This is a genomic window from Clostridium transplantifaecale (genome assembly GCF_900626075.1).
GTDB lineage: Bacteria > Bacillota > Clostridia > Lachnospirales > Lachnospiraceae > Otoolea > Otoolea transplantifaecalis.
In genome coordinates this window covers 138,337-160,037 of record NZ_UYZY01000005.1, presented here as the reverse complement: position 1 = coordinate 160,037, position 21,701 = coordinate 138,337, and the positions used below count along the sequence as shown (strand labels likewise).

Here is a 21,701-nt window from a genome sequence, read left to right as displayed (position 1 = left end):
CCTAATTGTTCTTGTATTGATTGAAAATTGTTTGAGAATTATTAAAGATATCCTGTCAAGATCTAAAATATTATAAACCGGTTGGCACTTCTAGCATTTCAAAATCTTAAATCTAAGTGTAGCTTCACCAGAGCAACCAGAGGACTCATTAATATGTATTACTATCCGTTTTGGATCTGCATTTTACCTCACGCCACCGAAAGCACAGAGATTCCCCTTGGTGAGCCTGCCTGCTTTCTCCAGATCGGCGATGGCCTGTGAACTTTACCGTTCTGCGGGAGAGGTGGCGTTCACGATCCATGGTGCCAATGGCGGGCCACATTTGCCGTCCTTGTTGGAGCGGTCTTTAAGGTACATATAAACAGCCTTGGCACGGTGCGGAATTTCTTCAAAGCAGATGTAGGAGAAGTAGCTCAGACGAGCACCTCCCTATGCTGTCTGCCACCTCAAAGTTATTTCATTTTTTGCTTGACCCGGCTACCAACTCGTTTGCCGCTGAATATATCCATTTCAAGATTGAAGATGACTGCAGCATCCGTGCGTTACTTGAAATGATGGTGGTAGAGTACGCCTACAAAAAGGATGATATGCAGCATATACTAAAACCACTCATGCTTAATGCCTTAGATTGGAATCACCATTGACCATTGTCTTCTAGAAGCATCGACTCCAAATAGTTTAAGTCCTCCCCTTCTTTCCTTTCATTGACGATTTTATCTTTCATACCCTCAAACATCAGGCGGTTGCATTCCATGTCATCGAAACCGGTATGAAATAACACGGCGGTGTTCACCTCATAATCTCTCATTGGCATGATACCTCCTTCCTCACATTTTCGTCTTTTGGTCCTTCAAATCTTACAAATTGACCGTGAGCCATGTTCCTCAAAAATGAAGATCATGGCTCACGGTCAAGTAACATCTTACGCTTGATATCTCTTTAAATCGCTCTCACATCATTGAAAAAAAAGGCTAAAATCGGCCGTTTTTTGCTCAATTTTAGCCTCGTTTTTTCTCCAAAGCCACTATATCTTGTGGTTTATTCTTCTATTTTTCCATTCAAACCACAATTCCGCATCATAATTACGGCCTCGACGTTCGCCGTCCCCGGAAACATATCCACACAACAAACCTTCTCCACCCGATACCCTCTCTCCTGCAAAATCACCAGATCCCTCGCCAAACTGGTCGGCTTACAGGACACATACACCATCCGGTTGACCCCAAAATCAATAATCTTCTCAATAGCCTTGGGATGAATTCCATCCCTCGGCGGATCAAGCACGATCAGCTCCGGCTTATCTTCCAGCCCATCCACCACCTTCAGGACATCTCCTGCGATAAACTCGCAGTTTTCCAGGCCGTTTAACAACGCATTCTTCTTTGCGGCCTCCACGGCCTCCTCCACAATCTCGACACCAACCACCTTCTCGGCCACCGGAGCGAGAATCTGGGCAATCGTGCCGGTTCCGCTGTACAGGTCAAAAATCACTTTTCCCTTTGTATCGCCCACGTATTCCCTGGTCTTCTCGTAGAGCACTTCCGCTCCCAGAGAATTAGTCTGGAAGAAGGAAAACGGTGAGATCCTGAATTTCAGGCCGAGGAGCTCCTCAAAAAAGTAATCCTGACCATACAGGATGTCCGTCCCCTCGTCCTTCACGGCATCGGCCAGGGAATCATTTCTCGTGTGCAGGATTCCCGCCATCGTTCCTTCCAGAGGCAGGGCCAGGACTTCCTGAATCCATCCGTTCAGAAGCGCTTTCTCCTCCTCCGCCTCAATCTGGGTTGTCGTAATCAGGTCAATCAATATTTCCCCGGTCTTAACCGCCCGTCTCACAAGCAGATGGCGCAGATATCCCGTATGCTGCATTTTCTTATAAAAGCTTGTCCCTTTTTTCTCAAAATACTGTTTAGAACAGAGAAGAATATCACAGAAATCTTTGTGCACAATCTGACATTCCCCGGTAGTCACCACATCGTAGAAACTTCCGCGGCGGTGCATGCCAAGGGCCAGCGGGCCGTCCTTCACCTCATCGCCGAAGGAAAATTCCATTTTGTTGCGGTAACAGTCCGGGATGGGACTTCCTTTGATCCCCTCAAATTCATAATCGCCGCATACGCCGTCAATCAGTTCCTTCACCTGTTCCCTCTTGATCTCCAGCTGTTTCTCATACGGTATGGTCTGATAAAGACAGCCGCCACAGATTCCGTAATGAGGACATACCTTCTTTTCCGTCTCAATATCAGAAGGTTCCAGAACCTCAATCAGACGGGCCTCACATTTTCCTTTTCTCTTCTTATTGACCAGAAAGCGGATCTTCTGACCCGGAAGAGCGTTTTTTACGATTACCTTCTCATCTTCTATTCTGACAATTCCCTTGTTCGGGAATTCAATTTTCTCCACAATTCCCTCATATACTTCGCCTTTTTTCATCTCTATAATTAACTCCTTCTCTGATTCTATATGAAACGCTGCCATCAAGAACTTATTAAGGCCGCTTTAAACATGCTTTAGTATACACGAAAACCGGGTAGATGAAAAGTAAATTCCGCTAATCTTGTCCTCCCAGGCCGCCTTTTGTTACGGTTCACGTCACAGCCAGAAAGCGGCTTTGCTGCAAACAGTAACTATCTTTCTTCCTCTCCCATCATCCTGTGCTGCCTGCCCACTCTGGCCCTGACCAGGTTTAAAAAAGCTTCCGGCCCCAGCACACGCACTACGGGGCCAAATGAGAGAATATCAATCAGCAGCTCCGTCTCATCCGCCCTGTCGTAATAGATGGAACAGCGGCAGGTATTTTTCTCCCCGTCAAATTCCGTATGTTTTTCATAGCTTGCAAAGTGGAGCATGCATCGCTCCAGTGAATTTCTCTCCCCGCTGATTTCTATCACGACGGGTTCCTTCGATTTTCTGCCGTTTTTGAACCGGAAGGATTCCACATTTTCTGAAACTTCCCGGTTTGAGGGATGGCAGGCCCGAATCCTGCCCAGGTTCAGCAGGATTTCCCTGCAAAAACTTCTGTGCGTATACTGGCGGCAGCAGAGCCGGAACTTGTCGTCTTTAGAAGAATACTGAAGCTGGTACGGCAGTACCTCATAGGTAAATGTATCCTTCTGTTTTCCCTCATACGCGATGAACAGAGCCCGCCCCTGTTGAAGCGCATTCAGTACCGTCCTGAAATTCTCCCGGTACAATTCCGACTCATAGTCGTCCCCATCGCTGTATCTGTCATAATTGTAAAAATCCGCCTCATTATAAAGAGGCATAACATCTTTCAGGGCCTCATCCGCCCACTCGCGTTCCCGATCATCTAAAAACAGGCCTATTCTTCTGTCCGCCAGCAGTGATTTTAACCAGCTCTTCTGAAGCCGGGTAAGGGCAGGGCGGAGTTCTCCGTCTACGGCCGGGGAATAAGTTCTGCTGTCTTCCTTTTCTTTTTTCAAAAGCGCCCACTCTCCGTCCAGCAGTTTAGGGAGAATCACGAAAACGCTCTCCTGAAATCCATATTTCCTTATCAGCGCCTCCATCTGCTTTTCCGTCAGCGGCTGCTTCTTGGCCTCTGCCAGGATTTGTCTTACCACCTGATAATAGCAGCTATAAACTTTATCAAATAATTCCATTTCCTACTCCTCACAATACATCTCGTACATCCGTTCCCAATCCCGCTTTACTTTGGCTATGGCAGCCGGGTTGCTGCCCTCGATATCTAAAATCCGGCCTGTGAAAGTTTTAACCCAGGAAAGCATCTCATTAGTGTCAAAAAATGTGCCACTGTAGAGATATTCATTTTCCCCTGTTCTGGTAATTTCCCCTCCGCGCCCTTCCCGGCGGAGCCGGTTCAATATGTAATCTTCTTTTTCCTCATCAATGTACACCTTCATCCGAATTTCTTCCAGCCGGCCGGGACCTCCGAATGAGACTCCCCAGCACCGGGCGATATTCTTATTAAGCAGTTCCTTCCACTGTTCACATTCTCCGCATTCCTCCGCCATTTTGACATGCTCGATACAGTCCAGCCGGTAATTCATAAACCGCCTCCTGTTCTCCAGGTAACAGCATACATACCTCCGTCCGGTTCTGACGCTTACAAAGATTCTGAGGGGCAGTCCCTTAATAACCGACGTATTGCCGCTGCGGCTGCTCTTATTGACAAAGGATATTTTCCGCCGTTCCCGGATCGCCTCCAGAATATGAAACAGCACGCCGTCCTCTAATGTATGAACGATAAAATGGTGCTTAAACTGAAAACTATCGTTGGACGCACTTTCCCGATCCAGAATGGTGCTGCCGAGAAATCCGAAGGGGGCCGCCTCCTGAAAGAATTTTACTGCCGTCAAAACATGTTCCCACGTTTCCGGTTCCGGCATGTACTCCGTATTCTCTGAAAAGCACGGTTTTAGAAAATACGCCAGCGATTTTCCTTTTTTCACCGCTCCCAGAATCCCCAGTTCCTCATATTCTTTTAGCTTCAGCCGAACCGTCTGGCTGTCAAAGACAACCCCGTAGCTCTCCGCTATCCTGTCGCCCAGCTCTCCTGCGCTCATTCCCTCACTCCGCCCGCACAGTTGGTCCAGAATAAAAAAGTGGAGCATAATATCGTTGTCTGTAAAGCTTTTTGCCTTCCATGCGGCATAGAGCGGGTTCTGGCTGACCGTCCTGCTGTCCACATTGATATAGACCTGTTTTCCCTTTTGGGTATATTCCGATTCCATATAATCGGAGAGCCAGCTCTCAATCCTCCGCTTCTCATTATCATAGGTTCTGGCGCTCTTCTTATCATAGTCTCCCCGCACCTTAAATCCGTATATATAAAACTGCCGCATATAATCGCGGATGCGGTCAAAATTTTTTATCAGTTCCTGAAACTCCGTCATCTTCCATATCCCCTTATCTTCATTCCCTTTATCTTTATTCCCTTTATCTTTATTCCCTTTATCTTCATTCCCTTTATCTTCATTCCCTTTATCTTCATTCCCTTTACCGGAAAACCGTAACTGTTTGTCTTTAGTCTAACGTCTGCCCCTCCCGTTGTCAAATCTTAGAACGTTTCTAAAAAGTCTCCCACAAAGTGTGTCGCGCATCCCGAAACAAACTGCTTTCAGATACACACTGGTATATGAACACATCTATTTTTGAGAAATACCATTTTCAGGAAGTTCGCAACTTTTTTTAAATGATCTTTCTCCCTCTATCCTCTATTATTAAGCCATGGCAATCCGGTACGGAACTGCCAGGCGGGCTGTCTCACGGGCGGGAGGTTTTCCACACAGGAGCCTCCGCGGTGCCGCCGTCCCTGAACGGAGGGTATTCCGGGCAGTCAGGAACACATGATGTGTCGGAGGTTCGAATCCTTCCTTGCGAAAGCATGTAGCTAAGCGGGTATAGCAATCATTAAAACTTTGGAACATCCTGATAAGATGTTGGCCAAACCAAAACCACCAGGGATCAGAAATGTCCCTCCTTCCGCACTCTGTAGAAATCGTGCAGCAAAGAAAAGACGCTCAGCGGACTTTTCAAAGCCGGACAATTTCCACGGAAAGCAGTCGGAAACTGCCTGTGCCAATCAGGATACCGGCCCGGCAGAATCCGCTCCGGGACAGCGCCGATTAGAGGCGCCGTCTCCATACGGGGAACGCCGTCCCTCAACGAACGGTCCGCAGCATTCTGATGAAGAAGGGGCATTTCCATTCTCAAAAAATCCGATTAAAACAAAGTGACAAATTTTAAACTCTAAAGGAGGTAGTAGTATGAAATATACAATCAAAGAGCAAGAATGCGGTTATCTGTTAAAAGACGGGAGATTTCAGAGTTTTCTCACCGCCGGCGGCTACCATTACATAAAGAGACTGGGATACGAACTGAAAACCGTACCAATGACGGGCAGCGTCGACACCTGCGGTATCCCGGCTGAAATCCTGCTGAGAAATCAGGCTTTTGCGGACAGAGTCGTACACGTAACGATTCCCGACGAATGTCTCGGTATCCGTTTTGTAAACAAAGCGTTCAAAGAGGTACTTACCGGCCCTGAGGCTCTCTACTGGAATGTCTATGAGGATGTGGAAATCCGCCTGGTAGATATCACCAATCCCTACATGGATCAGACTCTGCCGAGATATTACATCGATTTAATGCCGATGAAATTCTATAAAAAAATCGCAATCAAGGACGGTGAGATCGGCCTTCTGTACTTCGACGGCCGGTTTGAGAAGCGCCTGGAGCAGGGTACCTGGTATTTCTGGAATTACGGTAAAGAGGTGACCTGCAAAATCTTCAATATGAAAGTACAGCAGCTCGAAATCCAGGGCCAGGAAATCCTGACCGCCGACAAGGTAAGCATCCGTTTAAACGTAGTCTGCAGCTACCGAATCACCGATCCGGAAAAACTTGTGCAGACGATCGAGGGTGCATCCGCCCAGCTTTACACCGGAGCCCAGCTCTGCATCAGGGAGTATGTGGGCCGTTTCCGTCTCGATGAGCTGCTGGCTCAAAAGGAAGAGATCGGCCGTTCCATCTGCGGACAGCTCAAAGAGCGGGAGTCGGATTACTGCGTCCGCATTGTAAACGCCGGTATCAAAGACATCATACTTCCCGGTGAAATCCGCGACATCATGAACACAGTCCTGGTTGCCGAGAAAAAAGCCCAGGCTAATGTCATCATGCGCCGCGAGGAGGTAGCCTCCACCAGAAGCCTGCTGAACACAGCCCGGCTGATGGATGAGAACAAGACACTGCTGAAACTGAAAGAGATGGAGTATCTGGAGAGAATCTGCGATAAAGTAGGCAGCATCTCCGTGAGCGGTGGTAAAGGTATCCTCGATCAGCTCTCCGAGCTGGCGGGAATGTAACAGCGAAAAACGGCAAGGCACTCATAATAGAGTAATCCTTGCCGTTATCTTATATTTTATCTTTATCCGTATTTACTATACTTGTACTTTATCGTTCCGTATTTCATGCTCTCAGCCACTCTTAACGTACCTTCTGAGCCGATCCTTTGTTACTTTTCTTACTCTTTCTCGTCTTCTGCATCATCTTCGAAGAAATCGTCGTCGAAATCATCTTCAAAATCGTCCTCGAAGTCTTCCAGATAATCCGGTGTAAAGAAGCGGTAAACACCGTAAGCGATAGCTGCTACAGCCGCTACAACACCGATAATGGCAAGAATCCAGAGGATACAGGTTTTCTTCTTCTCTTCCTCTTCTTTTCTGTGTAAAAACTCATTCAGCTTTGTTGCGTTCATGATCTCTTCCACTTTAGATAATGCATCCTTACCCATCATATCGAATTTATTCATAGGTTCCACATCCTTTCTTCCGTGATCCTGCACCGATGTTTTTTCTTTTATATTATATCATCAAAGTCAGGTTTTTACTATCTTATTTTGAATAAAAAACAGATTTTTATTACAATTTTATCAATTTGGCAAAAGATGCAAACATTTTTTTGACACCTACGCGTTCGAACTCTACGGTGACCTCGTAGTCTTTGCCGCCGTCCTCTATCTGTTTAACGGTACCCTCGCCGAACTTCATATGCTTTACCCGGTCTCCCTCGGAATACGGCAGGTGAGATGCCTTCTGTACGGAAAATGCCTTTCCGAAGGAAGGGGCTCCCGGAGCCGTCTTTGAGGCATAGGCATTTGGCTTCTGGCCAAAAGCGCTGAGACCGCGTCCGCCGCCGGAGCTGCCGGCTGATCCGGCTCTGCTGCCGATGGAAACGCTGGAATTACGTTCTCCCGCTCCGCCCTGGCCGCCGGCGGATGCTCCCCATCCGGTCGTAATACCGCCTGAACGGTTCCATGGCAGGTCTGCCTCCTCTCCTCCGGAAGACTTCCCGCCCCAGCCGGAGGATGCGGCACCGCCAAATCCGTCCCCGTTCCCGGAGTTTTCGCCTCCCCAGGATCTTCCGGCTGCCCTTCCGAATACGGACGGCTGCTCCACCTGTTCCAACAGCCATGAAGGAATCTCTTCCACAAAACGGCTGACCTTGGAAAATCTCGTCTCGCCGTTGGTCATGCGCTGTCTGGCCGCGGTCAGCGTCAGTTTTTCCCTGGCCCTTGTAATGCCTACATAACAGAGGCGGCGTTCTTCCTCGACCGCATCCTTGTCGTCCGACATGATAGACATGCTGCTTGGAAACAGTCCGTCCTCCAGGCCGCTTAAATATACATACGGAAATTCCAGTCCCTTGGCGCTGTGGAGCGTCATCAGAATAATCCGGTTTTCCGACTCATCCATATTATCCACATCGGCAACCAGCGCAACCTCCTCCAGGAAGCCGTCCAGCGTCGGTTCTTCCGCATTCTCGCTGTAGCTGACCGCCTTGTTGATAAGTTCCTCTATATTCTGGAGGCGTGTCTCCGACTCAATCTCGCCCTCTGCCTCCAGCTCTTTTTTGTAACCGGTGTTTTCAAGAATTTCTTCAATCAGCTCCTGGATCGTCATCTCCGGCATACGCGCTTTAAAATCTTCGATCTGCTCCGTGAAAACGCCTATCTTATCCGCCGCTTTTCCCATGGTCGGGATTCCCTTGACGCGCAGTAACGCATCGTAAAAGCTCATCCCGTTGGCGGAGGCAAACATCGTTACCTTTCCGATGGACGTCGCACCGACGCCCCTCTTTGGCACATTGACGATACGCTGTACGGCCAGATCATCCTGCCCGTTGGAGATCGTCTTTAAATAGCAGAGAATGTCCTTAATTTCTTTTCTCTGGTAGAAGTTAACGCCTCCCACCAGACGGTACGGAATACTGTAAAGAATGCATTTCTCCTCTAAAAGACGCGACTGGGCATTCGTCCTGTAAAGCACCGCAAAATCGGAATATTCGCATCCGGAATCTTCCTTTTCCCGGCGTATATCCTTCACAATCGCCTCCGCTTCCTCATAAGCCGTGTCGAATTGCAGGAAACGCACCTGGGTTCCCTCGTCATTGGCCGTCCAGAGCGTCTTGTCTTTTCTACCGCGGTTGTTACGGATTACTTCATTAGCCGCATTCAGGATATTCTGGGTAGAGCGGTAATTCTGTTCCAGCTTGATGACCTTCGCTCCCTGAAATGCCTTCTCAAAGCTCAGGATATTCTCAATATTGGCTCCCCTGAATTTGTAAATCGACTGATCATCGTCACCCACTACACAGATATTCCTGTATTTTGCAGCCAGCAGATCGACCAGCTTAAACTGGACCATGTTGGTATCCTGGTACTCATCCACCATTATGTAACGGAATCTCTCCTGATAATAATCAAGAACCTCCGGCACGTTCTGGAACAGCTCCACGGTCTTTACAATCAGATCGTCAAAATCCAGGGCATTATTTTTTTTCAGCTCTTTCTGGTACTCTTTATAAATCTGGGCAACCTTCTTCTCACGGAAATCTCCGCCTGCATTCAGTTCGAATTCTTCCGGCGTGATCATGTCATCCTTTGCAGAAGAAATTTTGCCAAGAACCGCCCTCTCCTTAAACTGTTTCGTGTCGACATCCAGTTTCTTGAATATCTGCTTCATCAGGGTCTTCTGATCGTCACCGTCATAAATTGTAAAATTCGTACTGTAGCCGAGATATTCGATATGACGACGCAGAATCCTCACACAGGAGGAATGGAAGGTGCTCACCCAGATGCTCTCGGAGCCAAAGCCGACAATCTTGTCCACACGCTCCCTCATCTCGGCCGCCGCCTTATTGGTAAAAGTGATCGCCATGATATTCCATGGATTTACCTTTTTTTCTTCTATCAGATATGCAATCCTGTGAGTCAGAACTCTGGTCTTTCCGGAACCCGCGCCCGCCAGCACGAGAAGGGGGCCATCCGTGTGGTAAACCGCCTCCTGCTGCATCGGATTGAGTAATTCGTATTTGTTCATGTTTCCTACCGCCTTTTCTGATTCCATCTTCAGGGTGATGTCAGTTACCGTATCCTCCGTGCTCCGCAGCATGCACTGTGCAGGCCGTCCAGGGGCGGTAACCGATGCGAACCTCTTTCGTTCTGCTGTCCGCGGTACCTGTGCTTTCCATAGAGGCACGGACAATAACCATTATTATAATATATTTTACTGCTCCTGTCACGGAAAAAAGCAGAGCAACCGGAACTTCAAATAAATACTTTTCCCCCTTGTCATCTAGTATTCAATACTATATAATAAGACATGAGGTGAATTTTATGAAAACGAACGAAGAACGTCTGCAGGATCTGATGGCTTATCTGGACAGTATGACCAGGATCAACCCGTCCGACATTCCCGCTATTGATTTATATATGGATCAGGTCACTACTTTCATGGACAGCCATCTGTCGGGCTGTAAGCGGTTCGGCGAGGACAAGATCCTGACAAAGACAATGATTAACAACTATGCAAAGAACAACCTGCTTCCTCCCCCGGAGAAGAAAAAGTATTCAAAGAACCATATCCTGCTGCTGATTTTTATCTACTACTTTAAGAATGTACTTTCTTTTAATGATATTGAGCAGCTTTTTTCTCCAATCAGTGAGAACCATTTCTCCCAAGGCTCCAATCCGGAACTGGCTGAGCTTTACACGGAGATATTCTCGCTGGAGCGGGGCCAGCGCAAGCGCCTGAAAGAGGACGTGATGGCCAAATTCCAGGCAGCTTCCGAGACGTTTCCCGATGCCGAGGGAGATGATCAGGAATATCTGCGCCTCTTTTCTTTTATTTGTGAACTGGCCTTTGACGTATACCTGAAAAAGCAGATGATAGAGCTTCTGGCGGAACAGTTAAGACAGGAGAATCCTCCCAAGAAGAAAAAATAAGGAGCTGCCGTATGTCAATAAAGGTCAATTCATTTTTCAAATAAGATAAATCTGACTATTGACATTTCCACTTCAGCGCAGTAGAATCACTAGAAACAAGCAACAACAAGCCATGACGAGGAAAAGTATTCCGCTGTACATCCTTTCAGAGAGCTGACGGCAGGTGCAAGTCAGCAGGAAATCCGGAAGAAAATCACCTCTGAGCTTTCAGCCTGAACAGTTCACCCAGTAAGACTGAACGGTTAACAGCCGTTATCCTGTTACACATTGTCAGATGTGGCTAAGGGGCCGTTTTACGGCAATAAGAGTGGTACCGCAGAGGAATATAACCTTTGTCTCTTAACAGAGACAGAGGTTTTTTTGTTTTTATATCCAGTAAAGCAATAAACCTCTGTGGAATACACACAAAATTGAAAGGGGATTTTCATTATGAACACATTGAAAAAGCTGAGTAATTTCTTCGGACAGAATATGGCCGTCATTGTCATCGCCGTCGCTGCCCTCGCCCTGTTTGTACCACAGAGCGTTAGTTTCATCAAAACTTCCTACGTCAATACCCTCCTGGGCATTGTTATGTTCGGGATGGGCCTTACCCTGAAACCTGGAGACTTTAAGGTTGTTTTCTCCCGCCCCAAGGACGTTATTATCGGATGTATCGCTCAGTTCACGGTGATGCCGCTTCTGGCATTCGGACTGACTAAGGCATTTAACCTTCCGCCGGAACTGGCTATCGGCGTGATCCTGGTGGGAACCTGCCCGGGCGGCACTTCCTCCAACGTCATGACCTACCTCTCCAAAGGAGATGTGGCCCTGTCCGTCGGCATGACCGCCGTTTCCACCGTGCTGGCTCCTTTCCTCACCCCGCTTCTCACCTACGTTTACGCGGGCGCCAGAGTCGACGTCAACATGGCCAGCATGTTTTTATCCATCGTCAAGGTCGTGATTGTGCCGATTGCCGCCGGTTTTATTATCAACCATTTTTTCTCTGCGGTTACACAGAAGATCGTGGAGGTGCTGCCTCTGATTTCCACGACCGCCATCGTAGCCATCGTCGCTGCCGTTGTTTCCGCCAATTCATCTAAGATTCTGACAAGCGGACTCCTGATCGTAGCAGTAGTTATCTGCCACAATGTGATTGGATATCTGCTGGGCTTCTCCATCGGAAAGGTTTTAAAACTGGACGAAAGCAAGTGCCGTGCTATATCGATCGAAGTCGGCATGCAGAACTCAGGGCTGGCTACTTCCCTCGCCGCTACTCATTTTGCCCAGTATCCGTTAGCTACAATCCCTGGAGCCGTATTCAGCGTGTGGCATAATATCTCCGGTGCCGTGCTTGCCAATTTCTATGCGCGCACAGCGGAAAAGGCAGAAAAAAAGACAGGTTCGGCAGCAATGTCAAACCTGCAGTAAAATAATATACACAATACATCAATATACATATGCTGTGTGTGCTCTTAGCAGTCTTTTTGGCAATAAAGAAGAGCCGGAAAATCTCCGGCTCTTCTTTAAAATCTGTCCTGTTTTTATGTCATTCAGCAGCCTTTGCCGCCTCTTTTTCCTCATCCCCTGCCTGGTCTTCCAGGCGTTTAAATACCATGTCGTAACCGTCATTTCCATAGTTCAATGAGCGGTTAACGCGGCTGATTGTCGCGGTGGACGCTCCCGTCTTATCGGCGATCTCCAGATACGTTCTTTTCTCTCTCAGCATCTTGGCAACTTCATAACGCTGTGAGAAGGACAACAGCTCGTTGACTGTGCAGACATCCTCAAAAAAGCTGTAGCACTCTTCCGTGCTCTTAAGGGTCAGAATCGCCTGAAACAAATGGTCAACCGCCTCTGTCTTGAGTTTTTTATTCATGTAAAAGCACCTCTTCATTATATATTTTTGCTTTCCGTAAACCACCAGCTCCTTACAATTTTAGCATACTAAAGTTGTAAAGTCCATATTTTTTCCACTTCTTTTTGCAAAGTTTTCGCAACCTCGGAGAATATTCTGACAGGAAACCGTTTCTAAGCCGTTCTACAGCATGAATTTTTCCACAACATGGGCAATGCCATCGTCATTGTTGGATAATGTAATGTAGCCGGCGGCCTTTCTCACCGGGAGCACCGCATTCTCCATCGCTACGCCGAGACCGGCAAATTTAATCATCGTCAGGTCATTGTAACCGTCTCCGCAGGCAATCATCTGCTCCTTTTGAAGTCCAAGGATCTCAAGCAGCCTGGCCAGGGACTGGGCCTTATCGATTCCTCTCGGCAGTATTTCAAGGAAGAACGGTTCGGAACGGTAAATACTGAAGTTCTTTCCCATTGCCGCCTTCACCCTGGGTTCCACCATGGCAAGATAATCCCCGTCATCCATCATTAAAAATTTCGGTACAGGATACGTTACATATGACTTCAAATCATCAATCTGACGGACTTCCATATTATTAATCTTGTTTTCCAGCTTTGAATAGGGACTCTCCGCATCATTGGTGATCAGGGTATGTCCGTCATAGGTGAGCACCGTCACCCTCTCATCCTCGGCCAAACCAATAATTTTTGCATTGGCCTCCACCGGAAGCAGGCGGCTGAATACCACTTCTCCGGTCCGGCAGTTCGTTATCATACCGCCGTTGAACGAGAGAATATAGCTTCCATACTCCTCCAGTTTCAGTTCCCGGGCAAGTGGCATTACCCCGTCCGTCGGACGTCCGGAGGCAAGTACAATCTTTTTCCCCCTGTCCTGAATCTCCATCAGGGCCTTTTTTGTCTTTGGAGTAATCACTTTATCACGGTTTGTCAGCGTTCCATCTAAATCCAGAACGATAATTTCATAATTGTCCATCTGCATCTCTGCTCCTGTAAATTCTGCACACCGGTCTGATACCGGCCTTTCCTATTCCCCAGCGTTATTATAAAGGAAGTGGGGAGAAAATACAATTAAATAATCGTAACCGGGGTTCACTTTACAAAAAATAACCGAATAATTCCTTTCAACGAAACAGGCACCAACCTACAGTTTTTCCTATATCTTAAATAATATAGACAAAATCTATGGGAGAGTTTTATGAAAAAATTTATTTCTGTTTTTCTGACAGCCGCCGTGACTGCAGCCGCCCTTTCCGGCTGTCAGGGTGGAGAGGCATCTGATGCTCTTACTCCAGTTACATTAAATGAAGTGGCTCATTCCATCTTCTATGCTCCTCAGTATGCTGCCATTGAACTGGGGTATTTCAAAGATGAAGGGATTAATCTTACCCTTGTCAACGGCGCAGGCGCCGACAAAGTCATGACTGCCCTGATTTCCGGGGACGCCGACATCGGTTTCATGGGCTCTGAGGCCAGCGTTTACGTCTACCAGGAAGGTTCTGAAGACTATGCGGTCAATTTTGCCCAGTTAACCCAGCGCGCCGGAAACTTTCTCGTTGCCCGCGGTCCCCAGGAAAACTTCTCCTGGCAGGATCTGAAAGGGAAAAAAGTATTAGGCGGCCGCGCAGGCGGAATGCCGGAGATGATATTCGAATACATCCTGAAAAAGAACGGCATTGATCCAAAAACCGATCTGACTATCGACCAGAGCATCAATTTCGGCCTGACCGCCGCTGCCTTTACCAGCAATGATGCCGATTACACCGTCGAGTTCGAACCGTTCGCCACGGGCCTTGAAAAAGAGGGCAACGGAACCGTCGTAGCCTCTCTCGGCGTAGATTCCGGTTATGTTCCTTACACCGCTTACTGTGTAAAGAAGAGCTATCTGGAGAAAAATCCTGAAATCATCCAGAAATTCACCAACGCCATTCAGCGCGGCCTTGAATATGTAAACACACATTCCGCGGAAGAGATTGCGCAGACAATCAAGCCGCAGTTTAAGGAGACGGACGCCGATACCATCGCGACTATCATTGAGCGTTATAAAGAGCAGGATACGTGGAAAAATGATACCGTGTTTGAAAAAGAGAGCTTCGAACTTCTGGAGAATATCCTGGAAGAGGCCGGAGAACTGAATGAGAGGGTTCCTTATGAAGATCTTGTAACTACGACATTTTCGGAAGAAGCTGTAAAGTAGGTTAAAAAATGAGGACGCGGCCGGGACTGAAGACGCGTAGTTTTTCGCCCATCCCGCCGCGTCCTCATTTTTCTACCCAAACACTACCATCTTTTTGAGGGATTTCTCCACATCAATCACCGAAATGACCTTATCTTCCCCCTCAAATGCCTGCTTGACGACAAGCATGCTCCCAACGGCTTCCGGTAGTTCCCCTGTCAGCTCACGCTCGGGTGCGATACCCAGGATCCGCGGTTCCGCTCCGATCAGTATACCGCATTCCAGGCTTCCCGATTTCACAATCAGAACCAGCTTCTGCGAAGGTTCCTTCTGAGAAATTCCTCCGGCGGCGCGCATGGATACTACGGGAATAATATTGCCTTTCCAGTTACATACGCCCTCATAATAGGAGGGGAGGCAAGGAACATGCGTAATATTCGGATCACGGATCAGTTCTTTTACGCATTCCAGCTCAATTCCAAAGTAGAAATTACCCATGTCAACTGCCATTAATTCGAGATTCTCCCGAAAATCGGCGGTCGTTTCTGATTCCTCGTTAAAAAAGGCCATCTGGGCGTTCAGCCCGCTTAAATCACTCATACGATTTTGCACCTCCCGCAACGCGGATTAAATCTTCTATGTCAAGCAGCATACAGATTGAACCGTCTCCAAGAAGACTGCAGCCTGAAATGCCTGTATAATACCTGAAATGAGGGCCAAATATCTGCGGGAGCGGCTTTTCCACAAGACTCATCTGATCGACAATCCGATCGGCCAGGATGCAGGCCTCCCGGGAACTGCCCCTTACGTATGCCATCACTCGGCGTCCCGTTACACTCTTGTCCATGCCGTAAAACCGGCTCAGGGAAATAATCGGGATATAGCGTCCTTCGTGCAGCCAGAATTCCTTATCTCCCCGTCTTACAAGCTCTGTTTCTTCCGGAGGATAAGGGAAAAACTGCATCACCTGCCTGGCTGGAACGGCAAAACAATTGTCACCCGCCAGAAGCCTTATGCCGTCAATAATCGTCAGTGTCAAGGGCAGGTGAAGTATAAACCGGCTTCCGCTTCCCTTTTTGCTTTCCAGATGGAGGTGCCCTCCGAATTTTTCCACCATTTGGCGGACCACGTCTAGACCGACGCCTCTGCCGGAAAATTCATTAGCCTGCTCTCTTGTTGAAAAACCCGGCAGGAGGCAGAGTTCCATCAGTTCTGTCTCAGAATAGTCCTCCTCATTTCCGGTAAATAGTTTTTTATCTTTTGCTTTTCTAAGCACCTTCTCCGTATCGATTCCACAGCCGTCATCCTGGACGGATACACAGATTTCTCCGCCCATATTTTCAAAGCTCAACATTATCTGCCCGGTCTGGCATTTTCCTGCCGCTTCACGTTCTTCCGGTGTCTCAATGCCATGATCCACGGCATTGCGGATCAGATGAAGCAGGGGCTCCAAAATATTGTCCGCGATTTTCTTATCTACTTCCACGTCCTGGCCTGTCACAGTGAATGTTATCTTTTTATTTTCTTTCCGGCTGATATCCCTGACCACGCGGCTAATCTGCGGGACAACACTGGAAAAGGGTATCATACGGATGGAAATTACAAGTTCCTCCAATTCCCTTAAAAGACGTTCCAGCTGGCGTTTCTGGTTGTCTTCCCGCATTCCCGCTCCCGCGGCGCTGCTTCCGTATAAATCGGCGGCCTGGGCAGCTATCATTAACTCTCCCGTCAGATTCTGAAGTTCGTCCAGGCGTTCCACCTTTACGTGGATAAATTCGCTCCCGGCCTGCGCTGCCCCATTCTGGCCCGCCTGTTTTGCTGTTTTATCAGCCTCCTTGCAGCCCTCCTTATTTGCGGATTTATCCCCGGAGCCTGTCTCCTGCTGCCCTGACACCGTCACTGTTTCTTCTCCCATCCCGGTCTGCCCCGGCATGGCTTCAGATGCAGTCACGCGGTCCACAAAGAGGGCTTCGGCCAGCTTATCGAACACACGGCCCGGGGTTTCTGAAACAAAATGGATATAAAATCCATGTTCCCGGATATAGTCCGCCGTACCCGGATCCGACTCCACATTCTCAGGAAAGGTATGCATCTCGGTGCAATCCTCTTTTATCTGGCGCGCAACCATATAAGCCCGTATATTCTCCATCTTACAGTCTGCTTCAAACCGTATATGGGCGGTAAAATCCTTTTTCTCTTTTACTTTCGCGACCAGGGCGTCAATCCTTTCATCAAATCCTTCCGGTTCGTTCGGCTGGAATGTCTCCTCGTTCATCCTCCCCAATTCGCCTCTGATAAAATCGGCGGCGGCAAAGACGAGGTCAAAGGTTTCCTGCTCAAAACCCCCGAGCCGGAACGGCCCTTCCCTGAATACGGCGAAAATATCCTCCAGGCGGTGGGCCAGCACCGACAAACCGGTCAGACCCATCATAGCAGAAGAACTCTTGATCGTATGCATTACACGGAAAATCCCATTGATTTCATCTTTTGTAAGCGCTTTTTCCTGTTCCGCATTTAACAGGATTTCGTCTGCCTGATCGAGAAGCTGGTTCGTCTCAAGAAGATAGATGTCCAGCATATCTTCCATATCTGTATCAAAAAATCCCATCTACATCACACCCCTGTTTCCTTCTCCGCTCCAAACAGTACCGCCCGGTTTTTTCCCGACGTCTTGCCATAATAGAGAGCCTTATCGGCACAGTTCGTGTTATCATCAAAGTCTTTTGCTTTATCATAGAGTGCGATTCCAAGCGTAACTGTGCATGTGAAATTCGTATCCCCAAACATAAACGGAAATTCTGCAATCTCCTTACGGATTTCCTCACAGATTTCAAGCACTTCCTGTTTTGTGACCGCCATCAGGATCAGGAGAAATTCCTCTCCGCCCCAGCGCACTACCTTATGCCTCCGGCAGATGCTTTCCATGATATTGGCAATACAGACAAGAACCATATCCCCCACTGAATGGCCGTAGGTGTCGTTGATCCGCTTAAAATTATCCACGTCCACCATGACTAGGGCATCGTCGCGGCCCTCTTCCTTCAAATCCTTCGCCAGCTTCTCCACGATAAAACGGCGGTTGTAAAGTCCCGTCAGCTCGTCACGGAATGCCGCCCGATTCAGCTTCTCCATATTTGCCTTGAGCGTCTCATTCAGGGAACGGAGTTCATCCTTCTCCTGCTTGTCATGGAGATGGGCCTTGACTCTGGATCTCAGTTCCTCCGGAAGAAACGGTTTTCTGATGTAATCGCAGGCGCCGAGGGAAAATCCTCTTGTAATGTCCTGTTCACTGTCCTTTGATGTGATAAAAATAACCGGTGCACGGCCGTTTTCGTGATCCCTGATTTTCTGGAACAGGTCATACCCCTCCATATCGGGAAGAACCACATCAAGCAGAATCAGATCCGGCTGAATCTGATCCAGCATATCCATTGTTTCCTTTGCCGAGTGTGCCTTGTGGATTGCCACCTCGTCACTCTTTAAAACTTTTTCTATCTGCTGACAAATTAACAGGCTGTCATCAATCGCTAATATTGTCTGTCCGCTTCCCATTTCTCTTTCTCCCTCCATTTGGCAGGCATCTGCCCGTCAAATTTTTTTAATCTCTCCGTTGACGGCTTTCACGGTTACCTCCCCGGTTACCGAATCCAAAGTTACCGTTCTTCCGTAATCTTTCCCTGTATCTTCCGCAGTAATGTGAATTCCCAGGCGGTGCAGCGTCTCCCTGACCGCATTGACATTCCGCTCACCGATCCCTTCCATCGAACCTCCGGTGCGGAACATTCTGGCTCCGCCCACCAGCCTCGCGGTGATATCGTCACGCCCGGCTCCCTGCCGGAGCATGGAACGGAGCAGGAGTTCACATCCACTGTCCGCAAATTTATATAAATTCTGACGGTCTGCTGCATCTTCGTAAGACGGCAGCATGATATGGGCCATGCCTGCAATATGCTTTTTTCTGTCAAAAAGGCAGACTCCCACACAGGAACCCAGCGCATAAGTAATCAGCGCCCCCGGCTCCTTCACCACAAGCGCACAGGCAATCCCCACATTAACCGGGCTATTTTTCATATTTCTCCTCTAGTATCGAAGCGATATTCTCCAGAGATTCCTGCTCCGGGAAGAACAGGACATAACCCTGCTCCGACAGTCCGCCGGTGCTGATCTCGGTTTCTATAAACAAAAACTCATCACTTACATTCGCAATACGGATCATTGGGACACTTAAAAGCGCTCCCACCATGTCCACATTTACATCCGGAACCGACACATCAATCGTGATATCCAGCATTTCCGCCAGAGCGCTGATGTAGCAGCAGCACATGATATTTCCGATCTCCTTGAATGCCGAAAGAGCCATCTCATCCAGAGTAAAAACATTTTCCGTCTCGCACCCCAACATTCCTTTTATGACACTTTTTAAAAAGGATTCACTGCACAGGAACATGAACATCCCCCGGATATCACCGGTTAAATCCATCAGAACGCCGGCTGCGGTATTTTCAGTTCCTCCCAGTATATTGGAAACCTGTTCAAATCCCCTGATATTTACCGCCGGAATCTTCATTCCGATTGCATGTCCCATCAGATCCGACAGGGCAGTCGCCGCTTTACCGCTCCCAATATTACCAAGCTCCCTGAGTATATCGCTCATACTGTCATTTAAACTGTAATACTTCCCCATCCGCTGCCTCTCTTCTCTGCTTCTCCTGGAATATATCCCTGAAAGACAGATACATTTCTTTTATTGCGCACATCATGCTTTCTATAATTCAAATTCCTCCACAAGCTGTTTCATAATCTGAGCCTGCGCCGACAGTTCCTCACTGGCCGCGGCGCTCTCCTCTGCCGTCGCAGAGTTATCCTGCACAATGGAAATCACCTGCTCGATACTCTCCCTGATCTGAAGTACTGAATCAGCCTGCTGTACGGAGGCATCCGAAATCCGGTCAATCATAGTCAGGATTTCTCCGGTTCCATGTACCACCCGGTCGAACGCTTCCGCCGTCTTTCCTGCCGCATCTGCGCCCTTGTCCACCTTATCCCCGGTCTGTTCCGCCAGCTCCGCCATCATCCTGGACGCCTCCGCCGTCTTGACGGCAAGATTGCGCACCTCGGCGGCAACGACTGCAAATCCGCGTCCTGCTTCACCTGCCCTGGCTGCCTCCACCGATGCATTCAGGGACAGCAGGTTGGTCTGGAACGCTATATCTTCAATCTCTTCCACAATTTTTCCAATCGTCTTTGAATTCTCACTGATATCGCCGATTGCCTCCAGCATGGCCGTCTTGTGGCGGTCTCCCCCGGCAACGATTCTGTTCACCTCATCAACCTTCCGGCTGGCCGCCACCGCATCGTCGGCATTGTGTTTTACCTTATCGGAAATTTCATTGATACTGGCCGCCAGCTCCTGCATCACGGCCGCCTGTTCCACAGACCCCTGGGACAGCATCTGAGCGCCGCCCGCCACCTGCTCGGAACCTCCCGCCACCTGTTCGGACGTATTGGCAATCTGCAGGATCGCCCTGTTTAAAAGCTCCGTAATCTGCTCCATAGCCAGACCGACCGCAACAAAATCGCCTTTATATGTAATCTCTGAACGATAGGTAAGCTTGCCGTTTCCGATGGCATATAAGCACTTCTCTATGTCGGATACGTAAGCCTTAAGCGTACCCAGAGTCTCTCTCACGCTGTCCGACAGAGCGCCTAATTCATCACCCGATTCATAAGCTACACATGCATCCAGATTCCCCTCAGCCATCTGTCTGGCCGCCTCCTGGATTTCCTTAACCGGGCCTGTGATCCCTTTTGTGATGCGAATCCACAGTAATGTGGAAATAATGAGGACGACAGCGGCAAGTCCTGTGATAATGCCGCTCATCCGCCGTTTCACGTCATGGCCATTATCCAGGTATATCTTGGCCCGCTCCAGGGATTTGTCAGCGATTTTCTGAAGATACTCCCTTTCCACCTCGGTATTCGGCTCATACTCGGCATCGTAAAGTTCCATCGCCTCCTCATAGCGGTTTTCCTCAAGAAGCCCGATCGCTTCCGCTCTGACGGGATTGATCTTATCCATCTGTCCTTTCAGACCGACAAGCAGTTCGTCGCTTTCCAGATTCTGCGCAAGATAATCATATCCTTTGAGCAGCACCGATTCCATATTCCTGGCTTCTTTTATTTTTTCTATCTTTTCCTGCTCTGTAACTTTCGTAGCCACATCGAGAATGCACCTTCCGATTCCCTGGACGGAGGACTTCATATCCTGAGCCGTGTACGATATGGCAAACGCCTTCTTATAGAATGTATCCAGGGTCCTGGAAGTTTCTGTAACTCCAAACAGAGCCGCCATCACAGTGACAATATACAGTAAAATAATTGACATATAGGAAACCAGTAATTTGTTTCCAATCCTAAGATCCTTAAACTTCAGCTTCTTCATTTTCTTACGTCTATCCCCTTCCACCGGGTTGTTCCGGACGCAGTTTTAATCTGCTTTTCCAGCCCCCTGCTTATCTTCTCTCTTTTCCGTCTTATCCTATGCCTGCAAATTGACTTTGACCATTTGCACCAGCATCTCGTCTTTAAACGGTTTCACGATAAAATCCCTGGCTCCCCTCTGGATTGCCTGGGCAATGACCGCTTCCTGTCCCAGAGCGGAACACATGATGACTCTTGCCCCGGGATCCTCAGTCAGGATATCGTCAAGAACCTCCAGCCCGGATCTCTCCGGCATGGTGATATCAAGAAGCACCAGATCAGGCCGGACCTCCTTATAGCGTTCCAGCGCCTCTCTTCCATCGCCAACCTCCGTGAAATTCTCATATCCCACTGTTTTAAGCGCCCTTTTAATTACCATTCTCATAAACATTGCATCATCTACAATCATTATCTTTGATTCCATCC

20 protein-coding genes and 1 other annotated feature are annotated in these 21,701 nt (G+C 48.4%); of the genes, 4 read left to right on the top strand and 16 right to left on the bottom strand.

Annotated features, from left to right (window positions below; genetic code table 11):
- Positions 1-634: 634 nt before the first annotated feature.
- The 5 genes from EJL91_RS24645 to EJL91_RS24640 all read right to left on the bottom strand — a co-directional run bounded on the left by EJL91_RS24645 (position 635) and on the right by EJL91_RS24640 (position 5,035).
- Entirely contained in the window at positions 635-808 is a 174-nt protein-coding gene (locus EJL91_RS24645) for a hypothetical protein (RefSeq protein ID WP_164516874.1), read from the bottom strand.
- A 230-nt stretch (positions 809-1,038) separates the two neighbouring features.
- The gene (gene rlmD / locus EJL91_RS18010) at positions 1,039-2,433 is read right to left on the bottom strand and encodes a 23S rRNA (uracil(1939)-C(5))-methyltransferase RlmD (protein ID WP_125143367.1); all 1,395 of its coding nucleotides are present in this window, start codon (positions 2,431-2,433) and stop codon (positions 1,039-1,041) included.
- Positions 2,434-2,627: 194 nt separating this feature from the next.
- The gene (locus tag EJL91_RS18005; protein ID WP_125143366.1) at positions 2,628-3,620 is read right to left on the bottom strand and encodes a WYL domain-containing protein; all 993 of its coding nucleotides are present in this window, start codon (positions 3,618-3,620) and stop codon (positions 2,628-2,630) included.
- A gap of 3 nt (positions 3,621-3,623) precedes the next feature.
- A complete protein-coding gene (locus EJL91_RS18000; protein WP_125143365.1) occupies positions 3,624-4,874 on the bottom strand; it encodes a helix-turn-helix transcriptional regulator in 1,251 nt (416 codons plus the stop codon).
- Entirely contained in the window at positions 4,871-5,035 is a 165-nt protein-coding gene (locus EJL91_RS24640; protein ID WP_164516879.1) for a hypothetical protein, read from the bottom strand. Before EJL91_RS24640 ends, EJL91_RS18000 begins: the two co-directional genes overlap by 4 nt.
- Positions 5,036-5,747: 712 nt before the next feature.
- Between EJL91_RS24640 and EJL91_RS17995 the strand changes: the two genes are divergently transcribed.
- The gene (locus EJL91_RS17995; protein ID WP_125143364.1) at positions 5,748-6,845 is read left to right on the top strand and encodes a slipin family protein; all 1,098 of its coding nucleotides are present in this window, start codon (positions 5,748-5,750) and stop codon (positions 6,843-6,845) included.
- Between the two features lie 158 nt (positions 6,846-7,003).
- Here the strand turns inward: EJL91_RS17995 and EJL91_RS17990 are convergent, their stop codons facing one another.
- Positions 7,004-7,291: a DUF4366 domain-containing protein gene (locus tag EJL91_RS17990; RefSeq protein ID WP_125143363.1), complete on the bottom strand. Its 288-nt coding sequence runs from the start codon at positions 7,289-7,291 to the stop codon at positions 7,004-7,006.
- Positions 7,292-7,400: 109 nt separating this feature from the next.
- Positions 7,401-9,860: an ATP-dependent helicase gene (locus EJL91_RS17985; RefSeq protein WP_125143362.1), complete on the bottom strand. Its 2,460-nt coding sequence runs from the start codon at positions 9,858-9,860 to the stop codon at positions 7,401-7,403.
- Positions 9,861-10,156: 296 nt separating this feature from the next.
- Between EJL91_RS17985 and EJL91_RS17980 the strand changes: the two genes are divergently transcribed.
- A complete protein-coding gene (locus EJL91_RS17980; RefSeq protein ID WP_125143361.1) occupies positions 10,157-10,765 on the top strand; it encodes a DUF1836 domain-containing protein in 609 nt (202 codons plus the stop codon).
- A gap of 103 nt (positions 10,766-10,868) precedes the next feature.
- Positions 10,869-11,108 (top strand) — a binding site (T-box leader).
- Positions 11,109-11,194: 86 nt separating this feature from the next.
- Positions 11,195-12,175 carry a bile acid:sodium symporter family protein gene (locus EJL91_RS17975; protein ID WP_125143360.1) on the top strand — a complete coding sequence of 327 codons (981 nt, stop codon included), beginning with the start codon at positions 11,195-11,197 and terminating at the stop codon, positions 12,173-12,175.
- Between the two features lie 118 nt (positions 12,176-12,293).
- On the opposite strand, the gene EJL91_RS17970 is transcribed toward EJL91_RS17975, so the two are convergent.
- Together EJL91_RS17970 and EJL91_RS17965 are read right to left on the bottom strand one after the other, a co-directional pair.
- Positions 12,294-12,623 carry a YerC/YecD family TrpR-related protein gene (locus tag EJL91_RS17970; protein WP_125143359.1) on the bottom strand — a complete coding sequence of 110 codons (330 nt, stop codon included), beginning with the start codon at positions 12,621-12,623 and terminating at the stop codon, positions 12,294-12,296.
- 162 nt (positions 12,624-12,785) lie between these two features.
- Complete coding sequence (locus EJL91_RS17965; protein ID WP_125143358.1) at positions 12,786-13,595, bottom strand: Cof-type HAD-IIB family hydrolase; 810 nt, start codon at positions 13,593-13,595, stop codon at positions 12,786-12,788.
- A 222-nt stretch (positions 13,596-13,817) separates the two neighbouring features.
- Here EJL91_RS17965 and EJL91_RS17960 point away from each other — a divergent pair, with 222 nt between their 5' ends.
- Positions 13,818-14,816, top strand: a complete 999-nt coding sequence (locus EJL91_RS17960) for an ABC transporter substrate-binding protein (protein WP_125143357.1) — start codon at positions 13,818-13,820, stop codon at positions 14,814-14,816.
- Positions 14,817-14,888: 72 nt separating this feature from the next.
- Here EJL91_RS17960 and EJL91_RS17955 read toward each other — a convergent pair whose 3' ends face one another.
- The 7 genes from EJL91_RS17955 to EJL91_RS17925 all read right to left on the bottom strand — a co-directional run bounded on the left by EJL91_RS17955 (position 14,889) and on the right by EJL91_RS17925 (position 21,699).
- Complete coding sequence (locus tag EJL91_RS17955) at positions 14,889-15,395, bottom strand: chemotaxis protein CheW (RefSeq protein WP_125143356.1); 507 nt, start codon at positions 15,393-15,395, stop codon at positions 14,889-14,891.
- Positions 15,388-17,403 carry a chemotaxis protein CheA gene (locus tag EJL91_RS17950; protein WP_125143355.1) on the bottom strand — a complete coding sequence of 672 codons (2,016 nt, stop codon included), beginning with the start codon at positions 17,401-17,403 and terminating at the stop codon, positions 15,388-15,390. The genes EJL91_RS17955 and EJL91_RS17950 overlap by 8 nt, the downstream gene beginning before the upstream one ends.
- Before the next feature lie 5 nt (positions 17,404-17,408).
- Positions 17,409-18,347 carry a GGDEF domain-containing response regulator gene (locus tag EJL91_RS17945; RefSeq protein ID WP_243125449.1) on the bottom strand — a complete coding sequence of 313 codons (939 nt, stop codon included), beginning with the start codon at positions 18,345-18,347 and terminating at the stop codon, positions 17,409-17,411.
- Between the two features lie 36 nt (positions 18,348-18,383).
- Entirely contained in the window at positions 18,384-18,866 is a 483-nt protein-coding gene (locus EJL91_RS17940; protein WP_125143353.1) for a chemotaxis protein CheD, read from the bottom strand.
- Positions 18,856-19,479, bottom strand: a complete 624-nt coding sequence (locus EJL91_RS17935; protein ID WP_125143352.1) for a chemotaxis protein CheC — start codon at positions 19,477-19,479, stop codon at positions 18,856-18,858. Before EJL91_RS17935 ends, EJL91_RS17940 begins: the two co-directional genes overlap by 11 nt.
- Positions 19,480-19,560: 81 nt before the next feature.
- A complete protein-coding gene (locus EJL91_RS17930; RefSeq protein WP_125143351.1) occupies positions 19,561-21,237 on the bottom strand; it encodes a methyl-accepting chemotaxis protein in 1,677 nt (558 codons plus the stop codon).
- 96 nt (positions 21,238-21,333) lie between these two features.
- Entirely contained in the window at positions 21,334-21,699 is a 366-nt protein-coding gene (locus EJL91_RS17925; RefSeq protein WP_125143350.1) for a response regulator, read from the bottom strand.
- Between the last annotated feature and the right edge of the window lie 2 nt (positions 21,700-21,701).

Coding starts and splice junctions, on each gene's coding strand:
- EJL91_RS24645 (WP_164516874.1), bottom strand. CDS start 808: ATGAGAGATTATGAGGTGAACACCGCCGTGTTATTTCATACCGGTTTC.
- rlmD (WP_125143367.1), bottom strand. CDS start 2,433: ATGAAAAAAGGCGAAGTATATGAGGGAATTGTGGAGAAAATTGAATTC.
- EJL91_RS18005 (WP_125143366.1), bottom strand. CDS start 3,620: ATGGAATTATTTGATAAAGTTTATAGCTGCTATTATCAGGTGGTAAGA.
- EJL91_RS18000 (WP_125143365.1), bottom strand. CDS start 4,874: ATGACGGAGTTTCAGGAACTGATAAAAAATTTTGACCGCATCCGCGAT.
- EJL91_RS17995 (WP_125143364.1), top strand. CDS start 5,748: ATGAAATATACAATCAAAGAGCAAGAATGCGGTTATCTGTTAAAAGAC.
- EJL91_RS17990 (WP_125143363.1), bottom strand. CDS start 7,291: ATGAATAAATTCGATATGATGGGTAAGGATGCATTATCTAAAGTGGAA.
- EJL91_RS17985 (WP_125143362.1), bottom strand. CDS start 9,860: ATGAACAAATACGAATTACTCAATCCGATGCAGCAGGAGGCGGTTTAC.
- EJL91_RS17980 (WP_125143361.1), top strand. CDS start 10,157: ATGAAAACGAACGAAGAACGTCTGCAGGATCTGATGGCTTATCTGGAC.
- EJL91_RS17975 (WP_125143360.1), top strand. CDS start 11,195: ATGAACACATTGAAAAAGCTGAGTAATTTCTTCGGACAGAATATGGCC.
- EJL91_RS17970 (WP_125143359.1), bottom strand. CDS start 12,623: ATGAATAAAAAACTCAAGACAGAGGCGGTTGACCATTTGTTTCAGGCG.
- EJL91_RS17965 (WP_125143358.1), bottom strand. CDS start 13,595: ATGGACAATTATGAAATTATCGTTCTGGATTTAGATGGAACGCTGACA.
- EJL91_RS17960 (WP_125143357.1), top strand. CDS start 13,818: ATGAAAAAATTTATTTCTGTTTTTCTGACAGCCGCCGTGACTGCAGCC.
- EJL91_RS17955 (WP_125143356.1), bottom strand. CDS start 15,395: ATGAGTGATTTAAGCGGGCTGAACGCCCAGATGGCCTTTTTTAACGAG.
- EJL91_RS17950 (WP_125143355.1), bottom strand. CDS start 17,403: ATGGGATTTTTTGATACAGATATGGAAGATATGCTGGACATCTATCTT.
- EJL91_RS17945 (WP_243125449.1), bottom strand. CDS start 18,347: ATGGGAAGCGGACAGACAATATTAGCGATTGATGACAGCCTGTTAATT.
- EJL91_RS17940 (WP_125143353.1), bottom strand. CDS start 18,866: ATGAAAAATAGCCCGGTTAATGTGGGGATTGCCTGTGCGCTTGTGGTG.
- EJL91_RS17935 (WP_125143352.1), bottom strand. CDS start 19,479: ATGGGGAAGTATTACAGTTTAAATGACAGTATGAGCGATATACTCAGG.
- EJL91_RS17930 (WP_125143351.1), bottom strand. CDS start 21,237: ATGAAGAAGCTGAAGTTTAAGGATCTTAGGATTGGAAACAAATTACTG.
- EJL91_RS17925 (WP_125143350.1), bottom strand. CDS start 21,699: ATGGAATCAAAGATAATGATTGTAGATGATGCAATGTTTATGAGAATG.